Annotated in this window: 11 protein-coding genes; 7 read left to right on the top strand and 4 right to left on the bottom strand. The window is 58.6% G+C overall.

Annotated features, from left to right (window positions below; all coding sequences use genetic code 11):
* Positions 1 to 1099: 1099 nt before the first annotated feature.
* Positions 1100 to 7570, bottom strand: coding sequence for a DUF3320 domain-containing protein (locus KNN17_RS16610; protein WP_241710065.1), 6471 nt, complete (start codon positions 7568 to 7570; stop codon positions 1100 to 1102).
* 416 nt (positions 7571 to 7986) lie between these two features.
* Between KNN17_RS16610 and KNN17_RS16605 the strand changes: the two genes are divergently transcribed.
* On the top strand, positions 7987 to 8406 hold the full coding sequence (locus KNN17_RS16605) for a hypothetical protein (protein WP_241710064.1): 420 nt from the start codon (positions 7987 to 7989) through the stop codon (positions 8404 to 8406).
* 385 nt (positions 8407 to 8791) lie between these two features.
* Here KNN17_RS16605 and KNN17_RS16600 read toward each other — a convergent pair whose 3' ends face one another.
* Entirely contained in the window at positions 8792 to 9721 is a 930-nt protein-coding gene (locus KNN17_RS16600) for an HNH endonuclease (protein WP_241710063.1), read from the bottom strand.
* A 195-nt stretch (positions 9722 to 9916) separates the two neighbouring features.
* On the opposite strand from KNN17_RS16600, the gene KNN17_RS16595 reads away from it, so the two are divergent.
* Positions 9917 to 12268 (top strand): HelD family protein, encoded by a 2352-nt coding sequence (locus KNN17_RS16595; RefSeq protein WP_241710062.1) that lies wholly within the window; start codon positions 9917 to 9919, stop codon positions 12266 to 12268.
* Here KNN17_RS16595 and KNN17_RS16590 read toward each other — a convergent pair.
* Positions 12265 to 14178, bottom strand: a complete 1914-nt coding sequence (locus KNN17_RS16590) for a hypothetical protein (RefSeq protein WP_241710061.1) — start codon at positions 14176 to 14178, stop codon at positions 12265 to 12267. The two genes, KNN17_RS16595 and KNN17_RS16590, sit on opposite strands and share 4 nt — an antisense overlap.
* Positions 14179 to 14341: 163 nt before the next feature.
* Between KNN17_RS16590 and KNN17_RS16585 the strand changes: the two genes are divergently transcribed.
* Entirely contained in the window at positions 14342 to 16027 is a 1686-nt protein-coding gene (locus KNN17_RS16585) for a TIGR02391 family protein (protein WP_241710060.1), read from the top strand.
* Here KNN17_RS16585 and KNN17_RS16580 read toward each other — a convergent pair.
* On the bottom strand, positions 15996 to 17096 hold the full coding sequence (locus KNN17_RS16580) for a DNA cytosine methyltransferase (RefSeq protein ID WP_241710059.1): 1101 nt from the start codon (positions 17094 to 17096) through the stop codon (positions 15996 to 15998). The two genes, KNN17_RS16585 and KNN17_RS16580, sit on opposite strands and share 32 nt — an antisense overlap.
* 181 nt (positions 17097 to 17277) lie before the next feature.
* Here KNN17_RS16580 and KNN17_RS16575 point away from each other — a divergent pair, with 181 nt between their 5' ends.
* Genes KNN17_RS16575 through KNN17_RS16560 form a run of 4 tightly spaced genes read left to right on the top strand, consistent with a single transcriptional unit; the run spans position 17278 to position 25989 of the window.
* Positions 17278 to 20079: a DUF1156 domain-containing protein gene (locus KNN17_RS16575; RefSeq protein WP_241710058.1), complete on the top strand. Its 2802-nt coding sequence runs from the start codon at positions 17278 to 17280 to the stop codon at positions 20077 to 20079.
* Between the two features lie 24 nt (positions 20080 to 20103).
* A complete protein-coding gene (locus KNN17_RS16570) occupies positions 20104 to 23475 on the top strand; it encodes a DUF499 domain-containing protein (protein ID WP_241710057.1) in 3372 nt (1123 codons plus the stop codon).
* Positions 23472 to 25019 (top strand): ATP-binding protein, encoded by a 1548-nt coding sequence (locus KNN17_RS16565; RefSeq protein ID WP_241710056.1) that lies wholly within the window; start codon positions 23472 to 23474, stop codon positions 25017 to 25019. The genes KNN17_RS16570 and KNN17_RS16565 overlap by 4 nt, the downstream gene beginning before the upstream one ends.
* Entirely contained in the window at positions 25012 to 25989 is a 978-nt protein-coding gene (locus KNN17_RS16560) for a PD-(D/E)XK motif protein (RefSeq protein WP_241710055.1), read from the top strand. Before KNN17_RS16565 ends, KNN17_RS16560 begins: the two co-directional genes overlap by 8 nt.
* The last annotated feature ends 28 nt before the right edge of the window (positions 25990 to 26017 follow it).

Genomic DNA, 26017 nt, shown 5'->3' with positions numbered 1-26017 from the left:
TCCTCGTCGTGGAGTGCCATCACCAAAAGATAGGGGCTGCAGAACCTCGTCAAGACATTTGCCGGGAGAAATACTTCACGTAGGTGAATGCCAATGCCATCAGGTCCTTCACCCTTCTTAGGCGCGTTTTTTGATCAGTCGGATGCCATTACATTCGCACGCGATCTGGCTTACGGAACCAGTTGCCTGCTCGTCAAGGAATCTTTCCTACTCGCCTCCGTTTCAGCAGATTCATTTGCCGAAGAATTGATGGCCACGACCTGATGCCTGCTCTCGCAGTGAACAGAAGGATGTGGCGGAGTTGGTGCCTTCCCGCCGTCATGTCAGGATTGCAAAATGACGTCTTATAACCGGCGCGGCCATTACCGCCGCGGTCCCAACGGGCAGCGAGTTTGGGTATCCAGCCATACCGTCTCACGGTCGAGTGGACAGGGGTATTCGCTCGGAATCACCAGCTCCATCTCACCTCCCGCTCAAAGGACCATTTATCCGGCAGGCTTTATCCCGACTACTCGCCTGCCCCGATCCATCGGCTTGGTAAGGCCAAATGCGGTGTGCGCGGTTTGCGGGGCCCACGTCTATTTTTATGCGAACGAATTTGGCAGTCGCGTCTATTTCGACGAAATGGGTCCGCCTTGGCCCAAACATCCATGCACGGATAGTGGTCAACCCCTGAGTGCAAACGGAACACGAAGAAACACATCTAAGGCTCCGGTCCTCTACCCGGACGACGTGGGTCGGCGCAAGCTAGCGGACTCGCCTTCGGGCACCGCGAGCAGAGCATTCACGGTGGAGGGTTCCTGGCTAAATGAACGTGGCACGCTGCTGCATCTTCAGCGGGTTTACCGGAAAGCAACGGCGGAGGCGTGGATAACGCCTAAGGGAATTTCGCTAGAGGTTGGCCAGCTCGTCTTCGTAGACGGTGGCTATTTGTCGTACCTGGATCCTCAAACGGTCGACGTCGTCCGGGTCGAAGTCTCCTTCCAGCCCCCAACGCGCAAGGAGTCATTTTTCAAGCGTCTCCGCGCAAGATTGGATCGCTAAATGAATAAGTCCATTGAATGAGTGGGACCCGCACGCTTGCACGTGCGGGACCCACTCATTTGCGGGCCGTGGCCAAGAGCACCAGCTCCGCGCGCAGCTCAAGTCGCTCAGTATTGACGCCGTACTGGAGCCCCTCATTCAACCGCGCGGTGACACCGGCGGTCAGACGCTTGCCTCCGAAGGTCCTAATGGTTTCCCGATGCAGCTCATCCACTGCAATGCCGCCGGAAACCCGCACAATCTCGACCATCGCGTTCCGGATCTCCACCACGCTGACATGCTCGGGCTTCCTAGCTACGGCAGAACCGTTCGGCCTGAAGTAGTCCCACGTGTCCCGGTCGATTGATGCGTCCCATATGAAACCGTCCGAATCGCGGGAGTGTTGCGATACGTCCAAGACATCCAGCACGGAATTCGCCCGCGGCCCGCTCACTTTATTAAGCTCGAATGCCGCGCAGACCAGTTTTGCGAGCCGCTCGTGATGGATCGGCCCTTCTGCCTCGACCACGGTACGGATGGCGTCACGCACGGCAGCGATCGAACGGCGGGAGTGCAGTGTGTCCAACACTTCCACACCTCCCAATCGCCGGACGGCCCAAGGCTCATAGCTGGGAGGGGAGGACACTGCCACGACGTTGGCCGGGCGAGAATCTGCTCGAACGGCTTCCAGCAGGGCTCCGTGGTCTTTCTCGGAATTGCCCTTGCCGGCAACCAGGATGTAGTCCTGTGCAGGACCGGAAGGCTCGGCAGCCCGGCGCCCAGGGCGCGCCTGCTCGGGAGTCTCGCGCTCGGGAGCAGCGAGAGACTCGGATTGGGACGTAGCGGAATCAGAGTCCGCCTGCTTGAAAGCCTGCTCAAGCTTGTCCAGCACGTCGTTCCGGTCCTTGATCCACGCCGGCAGCCAGACCCTCTGGACTGACGGCCAGCGCATCATGCGGGTGAGGACGTCCCCCGGTAGGCCGTCTCTGTCCCCCGCTGTGCGGCGGGCCGCCCAAGCGGGGCTGTCAAGAAGGATGGCCATTGCCGGGCGGTCCGGGGACTCCTGGGGCGCGACGCTGATGTCGACTTTGAAGTCGGACAATCCAATGTCCGTAGCGACAACAAACCCGCGCTCCCGCAGCGCGTCGGCAACTTCCTCGCGATGTAAATCCACCCCAATGGCGCGGCGACCATCATATGGGAGTGCACCGGTGCCTTGTTCGGCAAGGTCCAGGTATGAACGCAAATGCTTGATCCCGACAGAGCTCGTCTCTTCGGCCCGCAGCTCTGAAGGGCTGAAACTCGAGAACACGATCACCTGCTGTCGAGCACGGGTCACGGCCACGTTGAGGCGCCGCTCACCACCAGCTCGGTTCAGAGGGCCAAAGTTCAGAGGCAAGTACCCTTTATCGTTCTTGCTGAAGCCTGTGGAGAAGAGGATGACATCCCGCTCGTCGCCCTGAACGTTTTCAAGGTTCTTCACGAACAAACCTTCAGCGTCCTCGTCCAACGCCTTCATGATCCGGGGATCGTCTGTGTCGCGAAGCAAGCCTTCTATAAGCGCCCGCTGCTGCAAGTTAAACGTCACCACACCGACCGATGGTGCGCCGACGGAATCCACGTCGAAGCGCCGCCGAACCTCCGCCACTACGGCCCTGGCCTCGATGGGGTTGGTGCGAAGCACCTTGGACGGCCCAGACCTGTGGAACTGTCCGTCCACCCGGACGAAGTTGACGCCGTGGCCGCGTAGCCCCGGATCCGGCGCCCCGTGCGATGGCCCAGGAAAGGACGAGAGCTTGCTGTCGTAGTACTGCTGGTTGCTGAACGCGATGAGGGACTCGTCCTGGCTCCTGTAATGCCAGGACAGCCACTGTCGGGGTACCCGTGCCTCCACGCACTCGGAAAGGATGGATTCCATATCCTCCACGGCCGTGATGTCGTTCTCGACCTCATCCACGGAATCGCTAGAGGATTCGGCAAAGGAGGTCGGGGGCATCTGCTTGCTGTCCCCCACGACCACCACGGAGGCACCCCGGCCCATGGCACCAACAGCGTCCGCCACACGTATTTGCGAGGCTTCGTCGAACACCACAATGTCGAACAGATCTGCCTTTGCGGGAAAGAACCGTGCCACGGAGTCGGGGCTGACCAGGGTACACGGCATGATTTGTGTGACGAGATCGGCGTAGTTTTCCATGAGCTTGCGGACGGTCATCCCGCCGCGCTGCCGCGTCAGCTGACGTTGCAACTCCCCCATCCGGCCAGAGTTCGACGACGACGACACCCGCCTTCCGGTAACGACCATGGCAGCAAGGTTACGTTTCAGTAGCTCGCGAACGGCTGCCGCTCGCGAGGTGAACCGCTCGATGTTGCGTTCGTGGGCGTGGGAATCAAAGTCCTGCAGGCCGGTGGCGAGACTGCGTTCTTCGAGGGAGCTCTCGGCGAGCCCGCGTTCAAAGGCAGCTGCTGCGTCGTCTGCGTCCAGAAGACCGTCGAGAATCATAGTGCGTGCCCCGTGCAGTCCGACGGACCGGAGCGGTTCAATGTGCTCTAAGAGCTCAACCCAGCGCTGCAGCGGGGCCGAACCGTCGGCATCCAAGCGCCGGGTCGCGCGAGTGTCCGTCCAGACTTGCAGAAAGCCGACGTCTCCCACCCAGCTCTTGAGCTCCGACTCCGCGACGGCGGGGATCTTCGTGAAGGCCTCCCACGCCTGCCCTAGCTCATACAGCCAGCCGACAATGTTTTCGTGCACGGGCGGTCCGTCGTTGAGGAACGTGCGCAGTGCCCTCTTGAACAGGAGATCGCCCTTCCCGTTGTTCGGGACTACTGCCTCCGCCGCCCAGCGCAGCCAACCCAATCGGTGGTTCAACGCTGCCTGCCCGGCTTCTGTTAGCGGGTTCCACGAGTGGGGCACGGAGACGCCAGGCACGGTCTGCGCTTCGTTTTGGAGTCCCCGGATTTGCTGCTGCGCACGAACCAGGTTCTCCAGCAGCGGGACCAGCTCCTTGTGACGAATCCCTGCGCCTGGGTGCACAACGCTGTCCAGTTCAGCCGCGACCGCCAGTAGTCGCTTTTTCCGTCCGAAGAAGCCGGTCGCAGCGGCCTGCACCGCGCGTGCCAGGATGTCCTGCAGTGGGAGGTTCATAGCCTCCGGCGCTACCTGCTCGAGACCCGGGTGATTGACTGCGGCGAACGCGGCCACCAGCTGTTCCAGATGGCCGGCACCGCTAGACCAGTTCCCGGACCGAACGACGTCGAGCGTTTCCAGCGGAACGCTCCTGTCTTTCAAAAGCGCGGCGATGGTCGAGACGTCGGACGGCTGCCCAGCGGAGAAGACAACTAGCGGCAATCCCTCAACGGAGCGGACGGCGTCGAGCGCCGCGTCGAGACGCCTCCCGATGGTCAGCAGCTGGTCCGTCTGCTCCGGTCCGGCAACAGCCGCGACAAACCGCCACGGATGGTCCTTACCCGGGCGGGCTCGGTCGGTGTACTCAGGCAGCTCACGCAGAACACTCCGGACCGGCTCCAGAGTGGAATCGTTCGCTGAGGAAGTGAAGTCTGTACCAAGCGCAATCGCTGGATCGTCGGGCTGGTAAGTGAGCGCCTTGGTGCGGGCGCTGTAAAGGGAGAGATGCGCGCCGTTTTCCTCATGCAGGTTGCTGGCATAACGAATGAGGCCCCGGCGGGCGGCGGTCAGGTCCGTTGAGGCGGTTTCGAGTTGTTGGGCGTCCGAATCCAGTCGAAGTTCCAGGGCCTTTTTTATCTGAGCACGGACCACGGCAGGCTTGCTGCCTTTGTCGTGGAGGTCCAGAGAGAACGGCCCCATTCCTACCTCGTCAAGGCGCTTCTGCACGACCTCGAGTGCGGCTCTTTTTTCGGCAACGAACAACACTCGCTTTCCTTCGACGATCGCGCGCGTGAGCAGGTTCGTGATGGTCTGGGATTTCCCCGTCCCTGGAGGTCCTTCCAGGACGAAGGTCTGCCCGGACACCGCCGACGCGACTGCTTGAAGCTGTGATGAGTCAGCCGGAATCGGGCATTGCGCAGCAAGTGCGTCGAGATCGACGTCGTCACTCACGGTCACTGCGTCCTGGAACAGTTCCGTGGGGGTGCTGATGAGGTGGTGCACCAGCTGGTTCTTGGCGAACTGTTCCCAGTTTTCGTCAAGATCCTTCCAGAGCCGGAACTTGGCGAACTGGAGCATGGACAGGTCCACGGTATTCTCCACCCGGAAGGCGAGCCCCTTGGCCGAGACTGCCTCGCGGACCGCATTGAAAGCTGCGTCGAGATCCATTCCTGAGCCATCCTCAACCGGCTCGGACAACCCAGGAATCCGCAGCCCGTGCGTCAAAGCAAGCTTCTCAAGCAGGCAGTAGTTTGGAGTGGACTGGCCAGCTTCGTCCAAGGTCACGCGGTAGAGCCCCTGCTTCCCTGCAGAAGTCAGATTGACCGGTACAAGGACCAACGGCGAACGGAGGGTACGGCCGTCGAGTTCCCACATAAGGCTCCCGAGAGCCAGGTAAAGGTTGTTGGCGCCGGTTTCTTCGAGCTGCGTCTTAGCTTTGTAGGCCAGACCGCGCATCTTGGTGCTGTAAGCATCTTCGCTGACCTCTGCGAACACTGCCTTCTTGGAACTGAGCAATGCGATGAGCTCATCGTGGGGCAGATCACGGCCAAAGCGGATACCGCGCTCTTGGTGGACCGCGCTGATCTGAGTGGAAGGGAGCAGGCTGATCGGCGTGCCGTTGTTGATAAGGTCCTCAAACGAGCCGATCCACGAGCTCGGTACGGCAAGTGGGAAGCGTGCGGTGTCGGTGAAGTTGATCAGACGGTTCCGCAGGCTTAGGTCGAGCAGCGCATTTTTCCACTGAGTAACACGAGGCGGGATTTCGGTTCCATGGCTGGCGGTACGGACGACCTTGCCATGCTTCTCGGGGAGTGCTGGCGCCACCTTCGTTTCGGGAACGTAAGTGGTCACTACCGGAGTCCCGGTCTCAGACATAGTCCGGGCGGGCAGCGGATAGATACCGTCAAGCCGAGCGCGGCGGATGTCCGTTACAGCATGAATCTCGTCGTTGCCCGATTCGATGTATTTGGCTATGGGCGCGTTCCGCAACACGGCAAGAGTGATGGGCTGGCTGCCCGTGAGCAGTGTGGTCTCGATCAGGCCGATGTAACCACGCTGGACGAGGCTGACGAGTTGAGGAACGTCGTCGGAAGCGGCTGTGGGCAGCACACCTTCTTCCCGCCAATATCCCAAAAACGCGTGGCCTTCCACAATCCAAAGCAGTGGTCTGATGTTGCAGAATTCCAGTGCGGCGGCCATGACAATCGCAGTATCAAGACAGGTACCGAGCCGGTCCTCGAGTACCTGTGCGGGCGTACGAACCTGCTGGCCTTGAAGGCCCCAGCTAGCCGGGGGCATGCTATATCGAATGTTCCGGTTGCTAGCAGCTTGGGAGAGTGCGAAGACGATTTCGTCGACGCGATCGGCGCCTTCCGTATAGCCGCCAAGGCTGCTATTGCCAGTGGCAGCGGAGAGGAGGTCGGCTGCCTCGGAGACAAGCTTGCCGACTGCGGGGTGGTGCGGCTGAACGTAAGCCGCCAAGAATTCGTATGAGACCAGCCCGTTGCCTGCGATCCAGAGTTGTGCCGGAAGGAGGTCGATGCGGACCTCCGCCTTGCCGATCTCTGGGGCGTCGGCTCCCGCGCCGGATCTAACGGTCACGATGACTCTGCCGGATTGCTTGTCTGAGAGCTCGTACATGGTGTTGGCCGAAACCGGCACGTCCACGTCGTCCAGGATGACGCTCTGGCCAGCGGCAAGATCAACGTATTGTTGGAAGTCCTCAGAGATCCTCCCCGCAGTGGACAGCACCTCGATCTGGACCACCGCGCCCCGGACTTCGACGCCTGGATTGGTGATCTTGATCTGCCGGACGAACTTGAAACCGTTGTGGGCCATTGCGTAGCTCAGCGCGTCAGCGGCAGTTATTTCCACAAGGATCTGGTGCTGATTGAGAGGTGTTTCGGCAAGCTCACTGGGCGGTGATTCGTGGAGTTCGACCGCCTCGCCTCCAAGTGCGGTGGCTTCGGAGCCGTTTCCGACGGCACCCGTTTCCCTGGTCTTGTATTCCTCAAGTAGCGTGGCGACAGATTGCTCAGCATCGTCGAGTTTCAAGCACTTAGCCAACCGACCCGCTGTGTCCAAGGCACGGTAAGTGTCTGCGTTGCCGAAGGCCTCGTTGTGGGCCCAGAGGTTACGCGTTTGCCGAAGTTCGGACGTGTAGCTGCGGGCGTCGTGCCCCAGGTTGAAGGGGTAACCGAGCGAGCCGAGAGACTCGGTCATAACGCGCAGTTGAACACTCAGATCCGTGGGGGCGTAGGTTTTCGGGGCTTTACCGGCGCTGGCATCTTTGTACTCAAGAAGTTTGGTCCACGAGATTCCTGGTGCCAAGGTATTCAGATGGTCACTGATGTAGGAGCCAAGTCCGGCCGCCAAAGTGTCCAGAGCACGGCCGACGTACTCGCGGTTCGAAAGCCCCATTGTGTTCCCCAATCTTCGGCAACTCGGCCGACCGTTGACTCAGCTCAGAGTAGTGCCTTGCGCAGGAACTCCCCAAGACACGTTTCCACGCGCTCTCCATCGCGAAGCGAGGCCAGCTCTGCTGCTCATCTGTGAGGCGATGCTATACGGAGGCAATGATGATGCCGTCTGCCGCAGCGCAAGACGTGCACACGCAACACTATGGTGCGCGTCAGCCAATAATTTATGGGGAGAAAATGAGAGCGATTACCGAGTCGGGAGCCACTGTCTTTCTGAATAAGGATGGCACCTAGAGTCCGCTGGAAACAGGGGATAGATCATCCGCGGAAGGCTTTAGGAAGTCAGCATGGGGTTCTTCCCTCAGCCAAGTGAAGGCTTGTGAGGGCATTGAACCTAATCATGAGACGGACGATTATTTGGCATTCGGTGTACAGCTCGGACAGTTCACGTGCCTCGCAGTTTACATCTTCGTGGGGGACCGACTCGTCCGAGGAAAATATCGAATCCGGGACGAATACCAGAACCGAAATCACTATTTGACCTCATACGACGAACTAAAAGAATCCGTCACCAAAAAGTACGACTCCCCTGTGGACGACAAGACTTACTGGCTGAACGACATGTACCAGAACGACTTCTCGGGACGGGGTATGGCTGTCGCCTGTGGTCACCTCAGAAAATTCGCAAAGTGGGAAACCCAGGAATCCACGGTCACGGTTGCTGTTCACGGAGAGAATTTCGACGTGACCGTAGCAATGGAGTACTCAGGGAAGGCCTTTGCAGGCCTAGAAGACGCCATCACTGAGTCCGCACTCTTGGAAAACCTCTGGACCTAGACTTAGGCCCATCGTCATGACGGAGCCCCGGGCACTAGCTGGTTAAGGCTCCGCGACCGTACGTCGTGGCAGAATTGAAGCCACGCGCGTTCGAGGACGAAGCATTGTGAACGACAGCGCTTTGACACTTTTCCCAGCCCGCCAAAGCTTCAGATGGACTCGCAGCCCAGGTGCGTCAGATGCGAGATGCCTTCGCCGCAGCCGGTATCAACCCAATGGAAGACCGGACACCAACCATCTAAGACTGCACCGTCCGCCCGATCACGACGATAAAGGAACCTTTGGCAAAAGATGCACTCCTCGTGCTCCGGTGTACTTAGGAGAGAAGCCTCCCGTCTATGCCCGCCTCCGCGTCTACATGGAAGGACCCAGAAGAGGCCTGGACTCAGCCAGCCTGCCGGAACCGCTCAAACGCGCGTTCGAGAAGATCCGCTCTTGGCCTCTCAGCTTTCGCACTCGGTACTGAGACTCGTTTCCCGTGCATCTCCTGGAGTCCGTGCCGAAGCATCGGACCGTCTATTTCATGCATGAGTCCGGATTGTATCTGAACGACGAGGTCCGGCCGAATCCCCAGGATTCCGAAATCGAACGCCGCATGATGAATCTTGCAAAGAGCCATCCCGTTGACGACGCTCGCCACACCGTCCTCGTCGCTGTCGGGAATGATATGAGCCGCGTCCAGCAGCTGGCCATGCTGCAGGCTGCACACTGCGCATCGCCCCTCATAGGCGCGCATTACTGTTCCTCGAAAGACTGCTTGAAAGAGTCTGTGCCTCGTCTCCACCTTGAGGTAACGGCGGAGGAATTGTTCCGCGGCACTTTCGTCCACCGCTGCGTTAACTGACGGGTCTGCGTCCAGAATGAATTGCCTATTTGCTTCCTCTTCACCCACCACGAAAACCGGAAAGACTGGCTTGAAGACACCTTTTCCGACACCGAAAAACCAGATCAACGGAACGCCGAGCTGCATCGCCGATCTCAGCGCGCGATTTGTCGCCTCATCCCTTTCGATCCCGTTCCACTTATACCTCAGTAGCCCGTCACTCTCGTGAATTAAGTCGTCGTAGGGCCGAACAACACCAGGGGGACGGTACGTCGTTGTTATGGAAAGCGCCGATCTCAAACTCGCAGGTTTCCAAATTCCCTTCACCCTGTCTTTGAGCGGAATGCGCTGTCCCTCAAAACTAAAACTCTGGATTTCAGAGTAGGTAAGGTTTCCTGAGCCGTTGAACGTCCTGCTCGTAAGCCATGCAAAAGCGGCAGCGCGAAGTCTGTCGTCGAAGTCATCCAGGATCTCGGCCGCGTCAGTAATCATGAGCCCAGGGTATTTGCTCGCATCCTTCGGTGTAAACCACGGGCTGGTCCCCACGCATCAGACGATGCAAGCCTTCGGTCCGCATCTTATCTAGTTTCCATGCCGCTTACCCCGTGCCCACAGCGGCGCTAATCGCACCTGCCCAACACGTCTGTCCCCTCTGCTTTAATGTGTTCCACGAGCCAAAGGGGAATCATGACCGCACAGTTGCAGGACACAGATCAGAACGCTTTTCAGGCCGAAAAAGCATTGGAGCAGGACTATTTTGACGCGGCCAGGCAGGCCTACGACAAGAGCCTCGACGAAGCTGGGTCCTCGACCGTTAGCGGTAACGTCCATGAGCGCTCCAGCCAGCGCGCGGCGCTCCTGAATCGCAGAAGACTCGAGCCCTCTGAGGCAGTAGCGACGGCTCGTATGGATCTAGAGGATGGCGAGACTATCTACATCGGAAGCGTGGCCATTCGTGACGAAAACTACGACCTCCTAGTCGCTCCTTGGCAGTCGCAAATCGGAGAGATCTTCTATGAGGCCACTCACGAGGAGCCGCACGGGGTTGCACGCAAGAGAATCTTCAGCACAACGTTCAACCGAATCGACACGTTTAACGATGTGATTTTCCAAGAGCTCTCCGACGATTTTCTGGCGGAGACTTTTGTCGGCGAGCAGGATCCTTTGCTAGAGGACCTCGGGCGGGGCCGCGGCGAATACATGAGGGACATTGTACGGACCATCACAGCCGCTCAAAACAGCATCATCCGGGCTCCAAAAGACCAGCTTCTCGTCATTCAGGGCGGCCCGGGCACAGGGAAGACTGCGGTAGCGCTTCACCGCGTTTCGTGGATCCTTTACAACTTTCAGGACGAAGTGCAGCCGCGGGACGTATTGGTTATCGGGCCCAACCCAACTTTCACCAAGTACATCAGGCGTGTACTGCCGACGCTCGGAGACGTCGACGTTGTTCAGCAGTCGCTTGCACAGTTGCTCGCCGGCGACTTTGGACCGAGAGGCATCGACAATCCTGATGTGGCCCGGAAGAAGGGCTCTGCAAAGATGGAGTCCATCGTCAGAAGCGGGCTGAGCGGACGAGCGCGTGTTCCAGCAGATGGCCTTGAAGTGAGGCGCACCGATACCTCTCTGACAGTTGCTATTTCGAAAGAGGAGATTGAATACATCCTGGCAGGGATCACAACAGGCCAATATAACCGCCGTCGCGCTCAGTTCAGAGCTGCCTTGCAAACACTCGTGGCGGGCAAGATTGATTTCGGAAGAAGGGACTCTGCGCTCCTCATTGAACGAACGTCGCTGGATGAGCAATCCGAGAGAGTCTATCCGTCGCTCTCCCCCCAACAATTTGTGCGGGAGTTGTACGGCTCGAAGGAGAGGCTCGTTCGAGCAGGCGCCACAGAGACTGAAGTCGAGCTACTCTACCGGGCACCCGCCGCCAAAATCGGGGACGAGCCGTGGACGATGGCGGACTTGGGCGTCATCGATTGTGCGGCCGATGCACTTAGCGGCGCGGTCAACAGGTATCGCCACGTTGTCCTGGATGAAGCGCAGGACCTATCGTATATGCAGCTCCGAGCGGTCCGCAGACGTAGTCAGAACGGGTCCATGACTGTAGTTGGGGACATCGCACAGGCGACTTCGGCATATTCACGCAAAGACTGGAACCAAGTTCTCACGACCCTCGGCACCGAAAACCACTTCACCCAATCCGAGCTGACAATCGGGTATCGGGTGCCAGCACCCGTCCTTGCCGTCGCAGCCAGAGTCCTCGCCACGGCTGCGCCTGGGTTGACTGCGCCGGTGGCATTTCCTCGGCAGATCGAAGAAGATCCACGCTGGCATGTTGTAGACGCTGACGAGTTGATGGACGCGGTCGTGACGTCGGTGAAGGAATACAGTTCACGCGGCTTGTTTGTAGGTGTGGTTGTCGCTGAACCGCAGATGGAACCCGTTTGCGATGCCTTCCGCGCCCTGGGAATCAGATTCAGCGAGTCTGCCGACGGAGGACTGTCGCAAGGCATCAATCTTGTTTCCCCTGAGGAATCAAAAGGACTGGAATTTGATGCCGTCGTAGTCGTAGAGCCTGCTTCGATACTCCAGTTGGCGCAAGGCGACAAGCTTCTATACGTAGCTCTGACGCGCACTGTCCATCATCTCGATGTCGTGCTGCGAGCCGATCGAATTCCGGAGATGCTCGCGGACTTCGTTGTCCCTTGCGCTAATGAAGCCACTGATCGGAACGGCGCCGTCGACGACGAGAACCCTAACCTCGTAGCCGAGGAGTTCGAAACAACGGACGAGGGCTCGGGGAACGATCCTGATGCACCTGCGGTAGCGGTCACAACTCAATTCGACGACCTTCCGGGCTTACCGCTTGCCGTTCCTCGCACGAAGGGCGAGCTAGCGCCAATGCTTGAGCGCATGGCTCAAGGCATTGCTCAGGAGTTCTTCGAAGTCTTAAGAGAGGTGGGCCCCAATGTGCAGCAGCGGGTCGTCGATATCCTTTGGGACAAGATGGAGGCCGACGGTTCAGAGAGTTAGTTGGTCTGGGTGTTAGGAAGGTGTGGCCCGATGTATCCCACAATGATCTTTCCGGCAACCGCTGTTGCGTCCAAGTAGTGCAGGCGTGGGGACACGAGACCGTGTTTAGCGATTCGGAAATGGGCCCCCATGAAGGCCGTACCGGTGGGGTCAATCTTGGTGGGCACCACCAGCGTTCGCGGGGCTGCGAAACTCGGGTTGTTCTTGACGGACTCACTCTCATCGCGGGCATGACGCGCTGGCAGGTAGGTGTGGCCGCCTGGCGGAGGGCTTTCCAGATACGCCTGCACCCCTGGAATTTCCGCGCCTTCGGCTTTGAAGCGCGCGTAATCGTTCAATGCCACTAGGATGCTCCAGGTCATTCCGCACCAGCGGCCCACCGCATCATGATCATCAAGACCGGCAGTGATGTCCTTATCCCCCGTATAGATCACATATGGGAGTTCGGCGAAGGACTCGACTAGGCTGTTGAAGTTTTCCGGTACGGAAAGCTCGGCTTGTGTCAGGTCGTCCAGTTCGGCCCAATCGACGTCACCACCCGCCTTGGCCAGCATGCCCCGCAACTTCAACTCCGCATCCTGAGCGCTGCGAGTCCGCGCAGATTGCGCTTCGAGTTGCTCCCAGGTGTCCCACGCGTCGAGTTCCAGGTCGTCAATGAGATGACGGAGCCTGGCCTGTTCAACTGCCGCGGCGTCGAGGGCAGCAGATTTTTGGTCAATCTTGGCAAGAAGTCGTGTACTCAAGGCTTCTGCTGAAAGTCCGGCCTCCAGCAAACCTCGGATGGTCTCGACACCGGCAAGAGAGGACTCGCCACCTCCGTATTCTTCAACAAGCCCACGAAGAGCCAAGTACGTCTCGGCCTGTTCGCCCACTGCATCGCCCGACGCCTTAGTTCCGGCAAATTTCTCGCTCGGCGACGGCGCGGGAAAATCTATCATGGGCGTGTTAGCACGCGAATTGGGCACCCCTGGTTCCCCTTCGAGAAGCAGAGCAGTCCCTTCCACTTCCTCGGAAGGCTTCGCGGCGATGCCTTCAGAGGCACTGTTGTGGGTAGTCGGCACCATCCGCAGCTCGAGTTCATCGAACCGACGGTCTAGCTGGCGAACACTATCGTCCAATAGCGCCGTCTGGGCTACCTCGCGAGCTTTGTAGCTCATCGTCTTGCGGAGACGGCCCACGTTCTGCGAGGCGATTGACTCGGATGTCAGAAACCGGTGCCGGGCCGAATCTTGCGGGTCATTGATATCCAGATCCGGGAGGTAAGTCCTCAGCATGCCCGGCCTCACCCCGAACTCCATGCCAACTCGCTGGTTGAACATTGTTGTTGCGACTGGATCGAGTACGTACGCCGATGCTTGCCCCGTAGTCTGCTTGAGGATATTTCCGACGAACTCCGTCCATTGCTTCATGGGCAGGTCAGCGCTGCTTCCGGCAATGAAGGACAGAGTCCTCCGGCCGTTTCGGCCGAGGAGCTGAATGAGTTGATCCACCTGTTGTGCTCGAACTACTACTGGCCGATTTGTCAGCTTGACGCCGCGATCCGAACAGGCGTAATCCTCGATCAACGACCGGACCAGCCTGGGCGCCCCAGCCCATTCCTGTCCCTCAACGTCCATCCAAAACCAGGGACGTCCTTCAATTGGCTGCCTGACTGTGATGGTGGAGACCCATTCGCCCATGGGCGATTGTTCCGTGAGGATGAGGCGATGCGTGTCAGCAAAGTCTGCGGAGTCGGGGGCAATCCACTTCACCTTGGCATGATTTGCGACCTCGACTTCTTGGTTGGCTGCGACCGAATCGGAGTCCAGGCCCTTCTCTCGGAACCAATCGAAGGTCTTCTCCAGGACGCCTTGAAGGACATCGGCATCTGACCCTGGGTTGATGCTGAAAAGTGTCCTATAGCTCAGCATGATTTGTGTCCTTTCACCCGTCGATGCAGTGAACCACGTTTGTCGGTGTCCTGGAAAATCGCCACGCGGTCAGGCGTGTGCAAGAAGAGAGCGATCTCCCCCTTCCGCTGCCCGACCTCCGATATCATCGTCCTAGAAAAGGGTCTCGGCAAGGAGCGTGCATTTGGTCCCCGATATTGTCCTGAAGTTTGAGCCGTCAACGGTCGGTCATCTCGGATCAAACATGTATTCCCACTTGCCCAATGCGATTGCCGAGCTGATTGCCAACGCCTACGACGCCGATGCAAAAATAGTCATCGTTCAAGTTGGAGCAGACGACTTAGGTGATTTCGTTTCCGTAATTGACGACGGCCATGGCATGTCATTGGAAGACTTGGCCTCCAAGTACCTTCGTATTGGGCGGAACCGAAGGAACGAGCTAGACACGGGGATGTCGGAGAGCGGGCAACGCAAAGTTTCCGGGAAAAAAGGAATCGGAAAGCTTGCGCTCTTTGGAGTCGGCCATCTCGTCGAAGTCGCCACAAGCCGGCAGGGGTCCAGTTCGCTTCGTAAAGTCTCGCTCGACTACGAGAAGATGCTCGCCTCGGAAGGAGAATACCGACCGGACGTAGATTCCAGCTCGACAGACTCGCAGCAGCATGGAACTCAGATCACCATTCGCAGGCTCGTGCGCAGCTCCCCGATCCGTCCAGACGCACTAGGAAGGAGCCTAGCGCGCCTCTTCGACTACGGGGACAGCAACTTCAGGCTCTTCGTCGAGAACAAGCGAGGAGAAAAAGTCGAGGTCACGAAAGAAGCAAGACTTGATGGGATCTCATCCGAGTTTCAATGGAATCTCGAAGAACCGAGGACGAAGGAAATCATTGGGGACGTACCTTGGTCGTTCATTACAACGCACCAAATTAAAGGGCGGATTGTCTCGGCCACCTCGCCCCTCGACGGGACGAACCGCGGAGTCGCGCTTTATGCAAGTGGCAGACTTATTAATGAGCCAGAATTCTTCGGGGCGTCCGAGTCCAGTCATGCTTTTTCCTACCTCACGGGATTCATCGATGCGTCGTACCTCGACGACATCAAGCCTGACGTCATCGCAACCGATCGACGGGCGATCAACTGGGAGGCCGAGGAACCTTTCGAACTGAAAAGCGTCCTCGCTGAAATTCTCCAGAAGGTCGCTGGGGATTGGAGAAAGTCAAGACGATATAGCCAGAAGGAACGCGCAGAGAAACGCAGCAGCACCGATTTTGAGGGCTGGACGTCCACACTCCGCGGCCCTGAGTCCGCCGCGCTCGAGTCATTGTTGGATACCGTCACGGAACCGGAATCCCGACTTTCCAATGATGCCCAGGACAAAATAATAGACGGACTCCGATCCATAGCCCCCGAGTATGCTGATCTTCACTGGCGCCACATGCATGAATCAATCAAGGACGCCGCGCTTCCGGAGTATCGTGCCGAGCGATACATTGACGCCGTCGACGAAGCAATTAAACGCTACATTTCAGAAGTGCACTTGAGGCTTGGGCGCGAGATCTCGGAAGCCTCAGCGCTGATGGAGCAAGCGTTTAGCGAAAACGCCAATGGCCTGTCTGTCTTCGCTAGATACAAAGAGATCACTGGATCAAGAATCACCGACAGTACTGTTAGAAATGTCCAGAGGGGACAGCGTCTGCTCAGCGGCGGCGTTGTCGCCGGTATACGAAATCTGCTGGATCACCAGGAAAAACGCTGGTTGCTCGAGCACGGAGCCTTTACAAACCAAGACTGTCTCGACATCCTGAGCACCATCTCCCACTTATTACGCAGGCTGGAGGGCGCTACAGGTCTGAGTCCCACGCCTCAGCGATGAGCTGGCCCAGGTACGCCGCCAGCTGCACCGGCACAGCGTTGCCAATTTGTCGCGCGATGGCGGTCTTCGATCCAATCCATTTGTAGTCGTCCGGAAAACCTTGGAGCCGCGCGGCTTCGAAATGCGTAATTGCCCGGTGGACATCGGGATCAGGGTGGAGATACCGGCCCTTCTCGGGTTTGAAGAATTCCGTTCGAATCGTCACTGACGGTTTCTCCCAATGGAGGCGTCCCATCACGTCGCCCGAGCCACTCTTGTGTTTACGCCAGCAGTCCGCCAATAGTTCATCGGGGATATTGAACCGGTTGCCGCCGGCGGGGATCTTCGCGAAGCGCTTCAGGGACAAATCTGTGTAGTTACGGGTCACGTGTAGCTCAGGCGTTGTGAACGGACCAGGCATCGTCACACCTCCGACATCTGTCCTCGTATCTGGGAAGTCCCGCACGTCGGTCATCCGCGGTATGACCTTCTGGTTTGGCGATCCCGAAAATGCGTCCTCGACGCTGCGGTGTTTTCCCTTGAATGGTCCGACGGCCGGCACTGGGATCTCCGGAAGTCCCCGACGTCGCCCAATCACGATGGTTCGCGTGCGAGCTTGGTAGGCTCCAAAATCCGCGGCGTTCAGCAAGAGTGGCTGAAGCTCGTAATCTTGCAAGGGTCCACCAGGGGAGGCCCACGACTCAAACTCGGCGAACTGATGTGAAGTGAGGAACTGCCGGACGTTTTCGACAACGAAAAATTTCGGTTGTGCCCTGATTATGGTCTCGGCGTATTTCCGCCAGAGGAAGTTCCTCTCATCCAGCACGTCCTGCTTGCCAAGTGCTGAGAATCCTTGGCAAGGCGGCCCCCCGATGATCACGTCGGCCTGCGGCACGAGACCTTCATCCAGCCACTCCTCGATCCCCCCTGCATAGACTCTTGCCGCTTTGTGGTTATGCGAAAAAGTGGCCGCAGCATACCTGTCGAGCTCGACGGCGACGACAGTTTCGTACCGCCCTGTGGACTTGAACCCTTGCGTCATTCCGCCCGCGCCGGCGAAGAGGTCGATGAGGCGTAGACGTTGTGGCATGAGCACTAGCTTAGCCGGCCTCTAAGACACTTTTGGTCAGAACGGCTGGCGCGCCGGCCCCAGCCCCACCTGATCCTCAAGCCTTCGGTTCACCCCGCGTGCCCGATTCAGTCCAGCTAGCAAGCGGAGGATACATTTGGCTGTGGAACCCGGATGCCGCGGGTCCGGCAGCACAACACGAATGGACTATGCACGCATGCACGCGGAAAAGCGCAAACTCATCGAGGTCTCAATGCCTCTCGAGGTCATCAACCGGGAGTCGGCGCGGGAAAAGTCGATCCGTCACGGGCACCCGTCCACGCTTCACCTGTGGTGGTCCCGGAAGCCGCTGGCAACTGCTCGGGCCGTGCTCTTCGCACAGCTTGTAGACGATCCGTCCTCCCGTCCGGACGAATTTCCTACTGAAGAGGCCCAGTCCATCGAGCGTGCACGGCTCCACGGCATCATTGAACAGCTCGTCGTGTGGGAAAATTCGAACGACCCGGCACTCCTGCGAGAAGCCCATGAAGAGATCATGAAGTCCTCCGGCCCGAGTGGACCCCCGGCTATTCTCGATCCTTTCGCTGGCGGGGGTTCGATCCCCTTAGAGGCTCAGAGGCTCGGACTCGAAACTCATGCATCGGATCTCAACCCCGTAGCCGGTCTCATTAATAGGGCTCTCATAGAGATCGCTCCGAGGTTCGCTGATTCGCGACCAATCTTCCCCGGCCTCTCTGAGAAGCAGCTGATTGCTTGGGCTGGCGCCGAGGGGCTTGCCGCGGACGTACGTGCTTACGGCGAATGGATCAGGGACGCGGCGCGAGACATTAATGGTCAGATGTACCCCGCTGTGACGGTCAACGGCGGACAGACCGCGACCGTCATCGCGTGGAAGTGGGCTCGGACTGTGACATGCCCTAACCCTGCCTGCGGTATCGCCATGCCGCTAGTTAGTTCCTGGTGGCTGAGTAAGAGGCCCGGCAGACAAACTGGCATCGTCCCGACCGTCTCCAACAACAAAGTCAGCTATGCAGTCTCGACTGACCCTGCGATGGTTCCGTCCACAGGAACGGTCGGGCGATCTGGAGCGATCTGCGTCGGGTGTAATTCAGCGGTGAGCCTGGCAGACATTCGCCAGGCAAGTCGCACTATCGGCCTTCGCAGTCAGCTCATCGCGGTGATTGTGGAAGCACCTGGCGGGAGAAGCTATCTGGCGCCGACGGCTGAGCAGGAAACGGCCGCCCATGTTGCGAAGCCCGACGACTTTCCGGATGGGGATTTGTTCGACTGGCCGGGACGAATCAATGTGTATCGATACGGAATGACGAAATTTTCCGACCTCTTCACCAACCGGCAGCTGGTGGCTCTGACGACATTCAGTCAATTAGTCGGCCGTGCTCGGGACAAAGTCTTCCTGGACGCACTGGCAGCCGGGATGCCCGAAGGAAACCGCCTCGAAGCTGGCGGCACGGGGGCGGCCGCATATGCGGATGGAGTGGCCACTTACCTCGCCCTGGCGGTCAGCCGAACATCTGACTACCTCTCCAATCTATGCGGCTGGCACAATGGGCGGGAGACAATCCGAAATGTCTTCGGTCTGCAGGCGATACCCATGGTTTGGGACTATGCCGAGGTCAACCCGTATTCCGGCTCAACGGGAAACTTCAGAGGCCAGCTTGAGTGGGTCGCGAAGGTCATAGGTCGCTTGCCAACCTCGAGGGCGGGAATTGTGACGGCGGTCAGTGCCGACGACCGCCCGTATCTAAACTTCGTCGTTTCCACAGACCCGCCGTACTACGACAATATTTGTTACTCAGACTTATCGGACTTCTTTTATGTGTGGCAGCGGGCGTCGCTGAAAAACATTCACAGCGAGCTATTTCGAACGGTTCAAGTCCCCAAGGCTGATGAACTCGTGGCAAACCCTTACAGGCAGGGAGGAAAGGAAGGCGCTGCCGAATTCTTTGAATCCGGCTTTGAACGGGTGTTCCAACGCATGCGGCAGGGCGCCAACCCTTATTTCCCTATTACTGTCTACTACGCCTTCAAACAGTCAGAATCCAGCACCAACGGCGAGTCTTCTACGGGATGGGCAACGATCTTGGAAGGTATCGTCCGCGCCGGATGGTCCATTACCGCGACATGGCCCTTGCGGACTGAGCTCATGAATCGGCAAACGGGGCAGGGTGCGAACGCCTTGGCGTCATCGATCGTTTTGGCTTGCCGGCCCCGCAGCCAGTCAGCCCCGACGATAGACCGAGGGGGGTTCTTGTCGGTTCTTCATTCCGAGCTACCGTCCAAACTCCGTGAACTGCAACAGGCAGCGGTTGCTCCTGTGGACCTTGCTCAGTCGACCATAGGACCTGGAATGGCAGTGTTCACTCGCTATTCCAAAGTCACGGAAGCAGACGGGTCGGCGATGCGTGTCCGGACAGCGCTGGAGCTCATCAATCAGGTCTTGGCGGAAGTGCTCAATGAGTTTGAAGGCGACTTCGATTCGGACACCCGTTGGGCGCTCAAGTGGTTCGACCAGAATGGATTCGATGCGGGATTATTTGGCGATGCCGAGAACCAGGCAACAGCATTGAATACCTCCATTCCGGGAATGGAGCGCGGCGGAATCCTCACCAGCCGTGCAGGCAAGGTGCAGCTCTTTGCCCCGACCAAACTCCCGGATGACTACGATCCCCGACGCGACCAGCGTCTCAGTGTCTGGGAGGCTGCGCTTCACACGGCTCGTGTCCTGGAAGCCAAGGGCATCGAGGATGCTGGCCAGCTGATCGCCAGTCTTAAACAGGCACCCGGTCCGCGGATCGATTTGGACGCCGTGAAGGAACTCGCGTACCTCCTGTACTCGATCGCTGAACGGAAGAACTGGTCCACCATTGGCCAAACTTTCAACAACCTGGCAACGGCGTGGCCCGATATCCTGCGGGCCTCCGAATCTGGCGTGTCCACCATACAGACCGGGTTCGACTTCGAATCCCTCGACGACGAATTCTAGAAAGGTACCGGGGGCGACATGGCCATGAGCAATCTCGACCGAATCGGCAAGGCACTCGACATTTTGGCGCAGGGCCTGGAGCCCTTCGTCGCCGAAGCGCTCGCGTCCAAAGTGCCGCCAGGCAAGGATTGGACGATCATTCTCGCTGCCAAGGATTCACAAAATGGGGCGGCAAAACAGTACAACCGACTTGATCCCAATGATCAGCTCCGAGCACTCACTGAAAAGTTGATTCCGGGCTGGTTTCCCTTTGACGGCAAACTGTCCCGAGCAGAGCAGAACTTAGCTGGCGAGGCCCGGGATATCCGCAATAACTGGGCGCACCGAACACCAGTCAATTTCGACGACGCCTACCGCGCACTGGATACTCTCGAACGACTCTTGCGAGTGGTCGGGTATCCTGTTGGTGCCGATCAGATCCGGGCGTCCCGCGAGGACCTCCGCAACAGCAACTTCCAAAAGGACGTCAAGAAAGCAACAACCTCTGGTGTACTCACGGAGACGGGGTCTTCGTCCATCAAAGCATGGCGTGATGTCGTCAAACCGCACGCGGATGTCATCACCGGGACTTTTAACGCCAGTGAGTTTGCGGCTGACCTCCACATGGTGGCGCAAGGTGTCGGGTCCGAGGAATACGTCGATCCTGTGCAGTTCTTCCGCCGCACCTACCTGACCGAAGGCCTCAAAGATCTCCTCGAGAAAGCCGTCCGCCGGATTAACGGCGATCTCAACGCTCCCCCCGTGATCAACCTGCAGACTAACTTTGGCGGCGGCAAAACCCACTCGATGCTCGCCCTGTGGCACATCATGTCGGGCCACGAACTCGGCGAGTACCCACAGGAAATTCAAGAGCTCCTAAGTGGCACCGACCTCCAGGCGCTCGGAACGTGTAGGCGCGCAGTTCTCGTGGGAAATCACCTTGCTGTGACACCGGGGAAGGACGCCGCCAAGGCCGACGGCACCGTCGTCAAGACATTGTGGGGCGAACTCGCCTGGCAGCTCGGTGGTCGAGAGGGCTACGACATCGTCGAGGAATCAGACGTCTCCGGCACCAATCCAGGCTCAAGCCTTAGGACGCTGCTTAGCCGCTACTCGCCGTCCCTTATTCTCATAGACGAATGGGTAGCATATGCCCGACAGCTGTACGCGCGGGATGGCTTGCCAGCCGGCACCTTTGACACGCAGTTCACTTTCGCACAGACGCTCACGGAAGCTGCGAAATCAGTTCCCGGCGTCATGCTGGTGGTCTCGATTCCAGCGTCCGACCACACCTCGGAAGGCAAACAGGATTCCTCTTCCGACCTCGAAGTCGGCGGCGCCAACGGCAAAGCTGCACTCGAGCGCCTGCAGAACGTGGTCCGTCGGGTGGCAGATCAGTGGCGGCCGGCAACGTCCCGCGAGTCGTTCGAGATCGTGCGCCGGCGCCTATTTGAAGCTCCATCTGGTGACGCTTCCGTCGACATCTCATCAACAGCCCGACAGTTCGCCGAGTTCTATAAGAGTCATCGCGATGAGTTCCCGATAGAAACGATGGATCGCGAATACGAGCGCCGGATCGCCGAAGCTTATCCTATCCACCCGGAGCTCTTCGAGCGCCTCTACCGCGACTGGTCCACTCTGGAGAGGTTCCAGCGAACCCGTGGCGTTCTCCGGCTCATGAGCACAGTTGTTCACGAGCTATGGATGGCTGGCGACCAAAGCCCTTTGATCATGCCGGGCAGCGTCCCGCTCGACACCGACGGGGTCCTCACGGAGATCACGCAGTACCTCGACGACCAGTGGAAGCCAATCATCGACGCCGACGTCGACGGTTCATCAGCTACCCCGGCCCGGATAGATGCGTCGAGGCCGGCCTTCCAGCAACGACTTCTGTCTCGACGCTTGGCCCGAACGATCTTCCTGGGATCCGCCCCAACGCTGCGCAGCGCCCACAAGGGAATCGAGCGTCAGCACGTTGCCCTTGGCGTGGCGATCCCTGGAGACGTCGTAGGCAATTTCGGCAGCGCACTCCAGCTCATGTCCGAGCAGGCCACATACTTCTACTCCGAGTCCAGCCGGTACTGGTTTGATGTCCAGGCGTCCGTAAGCCGCAAGGCAAAGGATATCGCCGAGCGCCTGCACAAAGAAGACGTCTGGCAGGAGGTTGTGGACCGTCTCAACAAAGTCGAGGGGCGCGCGACTTCCGCGTTCGCCGGAACGGTGGTGGCGCCGTCGTCGTCCGCGGACGTGGCCGATGCGGAAGGCGTTCGGCTCGTCCTCCTTCACCCTAAGCACCGGCACCGAAGCAAAGCGGAGACGAGCGATGCACTGGCGTTCGCTCACGACGTGTATGAACATCGCGGATCCGCGAACCGGCAACACCGCAACACGGTTGTGTTCCTGGCCCCCGACGACAACGAGTACGCGTCGCTGGACACGGCGGTCCGGGACTTCATCGCGTGGCGCGACATCAACGGTCAAATCGATGACCTCGGCCTGACGCGCCAACAAGAAACCCAGGTCAAGGCACGGCTCGCGGAAAGCCGAAAGGCCGTGGACCTTCGGCTGTCCGGCACGTACCTGTGGGCCCTCGCACCCGAGATCCATGAGGGCCACGCGGTCCAGTGGTCGAAACAGAAGATCGGCAGCGGTATTGGGTCGCTCACGGAGCGGACGGGTGCGGCGCTAATCCGCTATGATGCATTGCGCGTAGTCAACGCCCCGGCCGCGATCAAGCAGGCCCTGGATGGGCGTTTGAGGGCACGCTGGAACGCTGGACGCATCGCCGTAGGCGAGTTGTGGGGGTACTACACACAGTACGCCTACCTGCGGCGTATCCGCGATCGCTCAGTCCTGGAAACAGGTGTGCGTGCCGTCCTGGATTTGCCCACGTGGAGCACCGAGGGTTTCGCTCTGGCCGAAGGGTACGACGAGGTTTCAGGGGACTTCCTCGGGCTGGCACTTCCGATGACCAATGACGCGTTTGGGACAATCACCGACTCGACCCTGTTGGTTGACCCCCGGCTAGCTGAGAAGCAGCGGGAGCGAGAGACGGCTAGGGCATACACAGCTATAGACGAACCAGCCGACACCTTGTCCGAAGCGTCTGCAGGCAAGGAAGGTGCGGGGGCGAGGCTGCCGTGGGAGCAGGTGGAACCGACCAGACGTGAGCGCGCCAAGAACGTACGGTTCACCGGCACGTTTTACGCCCGCGCCGAAGTGCTCAGGGCGGACCTCCAGAAGGTCTACGACGAAGTGTTAAGTCATCTTGCCACGGTGCCCGACGCCGACATCGAGGTCTCAGTCGAGGTCATCGCCAACAGCGCTGCGGGATTTGATGCCGATATTGTACGTGTGGTCCGCGAAAATGCCACACAGCTCAAGTTCGAGTCAGCTAGGTTCGAGGACGAGTCATGACAAGTGTGGATCTCTTCGGCGGCGAGGAGGCAGTAGAGCAGGTCACACTCCCCATTGATTCCAAAGCAATGGAGGGTCTGGGAAAGCACCACACACTTAGCTCCGCCGTCGCCGACCTCATCGACAACAGCATCAGCGCTGAAGCCAATGCGGTGTTGGTTCGGTTCCTGCAGAGTCACGGGACCATCATTGGCGTGCAAATTGTCGACAACGGAAAAGGGATGACTCCGCAGGGGCTACACGACGGGATGACGGTAGGACGCCGCCGAGACTACCGACCGGACGAGCTCGGTCACTTCGGCATGGGTCTCAAAGCAAGTTCGCTCAGCCAAGCAAATGTGCTCAGCGTGTGGACCAGGGCTGCGAATAACGATGCCACCGGCATGCGGATGACGAAAGACTCAATGATGAATGGCGCGCGGTGCGACATCCTGAGCAAATCCTCCGCTCTGGCGCACCTTTATGCGTCCGACTATGGCTTCGATCTAACGACGGGCACAGTTGTGCAGTGGTCCGACGTGCATGGCATGTCCGCGGCCGATAATCTCGCTGATCAGACCCGTTGGTTTGAAAATGCTTTGGTGGCGTTGAAGCTGGAGCTGTCCGTGATTTTCCACCGTCTTCTAGAGACGGGTGCTGTGGACATCTACATTGACGTATTTGACGCGGACAGCTCAACGCCCGGCCTGAGTTCCAGGCTTGAACCAACGGACCCGTTCGACTACCGGCAAAGCGGGCACGACGACTACCCTATGAAGCTGAAAGGGCATGTTGGCGATCAGGAGTTCACGCTCGAGTGCCATATTCTGCCGGCTGGCGGAGCGTCCCCCTCAGCACGCCTGTTGGGCAAGGACAGGGAGCATCATCAGGGAATATTCGTGTACCGTCGTGACCGGCTTCAGCATCTCGGCGGATGGCCGAAACTCCTGCCCAACGAGAAGGCGCTGCAGCTGGCGCGGGTGATTTTCGACGTCGGTTCCGGCATCGACGAGCATGTCAAGATCAATCCAGAAAAGACCGGGGTGCAGTTCACCCCTGCACTTACAACTGCGATCGACAGAGCGATCAGCAGTTCGGGGGTAACCTTTCGAAAGTACCTGGACACCGCAAGAGGCGCCTTCAAAGAGTCCAACCGACGTACAAGAGAACATCGACGCTTCGCACCCATGGGACGTGGCTTCTCGGATGCCAGCCGGACGATGATTGCATCCAACGAAAAGATGCTGCGGCCCAATTCGGACCCCATCCAAATAAGTTGGAAAGCCCTCAGTATGGGTCTTTATGAAATTGATCTAGAGGGTCGAGTAATTTATCTGAATCAGAATTATCGAGAAATCATTAATGGTGGCGCGAAAGGTGCAACAAACGACGCGCAGCTGATCAAAACTCTTCTTTTCTTGCTTTTGGAAGAAGAGTTTCTCAAATCACACCTCCAAAAAAATAGACAACAAGATCATTTCCGGATATCTCTGGCACTCGAGCACGCGCTGCGGGACGATGTTAGTCGAGTCTCCGCCGTCCACGAAGAGAGTAATGATGAGTAACCTCCAGCACCGATTCTTTGACCCTGATTCACTGGAACGCCTGTTTGCGGAGCGCGAAATTTCCAGACATCGCGTCATCGACTCTCCGCGATGCGAAATCACCATAGACCCAATCCACGAAGAGATAGCACTGACGGCCCCCGCGGAGGGAGCCGAACCGGACGTCAGCAAATTCAGCAGAATCTCTTTTGCCGTTCTGGGCGATGGTCCGGCCAGCGAATTTGAGGTGCGGGTAGATGCCACCGACGCCCACTTCGAGGCTTACAACATTCTGACTGCGATAATCGATGAGCTGTTCGCCGGTTCCAGCTTTGCGCGGGCAACAACGGAAGCACTTGGAAACTACAAGGCTTTACTACGCGGCAAAAGCGGCTTGAGCGCAGAACAGCAGCACGGGCTGTACGGCGAGCTGCTCCTCATGCGCCAGCTCATCTCCCTGGTTGGCGAAGCCAACGCTGTCGACGCATGGTTGGGACCTGCGAGCGAACAGCACGACTTCGTCTTCAGCGCATTCGACGCCGAATGTAAGACGACCACCAGCGAGAAGCGGATCCACGTGATCGGATCCGCTTCCCAGCTCGAAAAGAACCCGGGCAGAGACTTGTGGCTAATTTCCGTTCAGATCACTAGGGCGGGGCTGGATTCCGGTGAGTCTTTGAACGAACTGGTAACCGAAGTCGCCCAGTCTTTGGACACTGAAACCGAACGGTTTTGGGGGTATCTAAGAGGTCTGGGCTGGCGCCGCGAGGACGCCGACTTGTATTCACAGCGGTTTATGCTGCGGAGCCCCATCCAGACCTACATTGTGACCGATGATTTCCCTGCAATTACGACCACTGCGCTGAAGTCCGTTGTGCCGCACTTCGAGACTGTCAGTGATGTGTCCTATCGTGTGGATGTCAGCAGCCGCGAGCCGGCCGCTGCACCGACTCCTCTCAATCAAGCAATTTCCATCGACCAACTGGTCTAATCACGAAGGGACGGGTCCTGTGGGGGAA

Origin of the sequence: Arthrobacter bambusae (genome assembly GCF_022606295.1) — a bacterium.
Classification (GTDB): domain Bacteria; phylum Actinomycetota; class Actinomycetes; order Actinomycetales; family Micrococcaceae; genus Arthrobacter; species Arthrobacter bambusae_A.
This window is presented reverse-complemented; position numbering and strand designations above follow the sequence as displayed.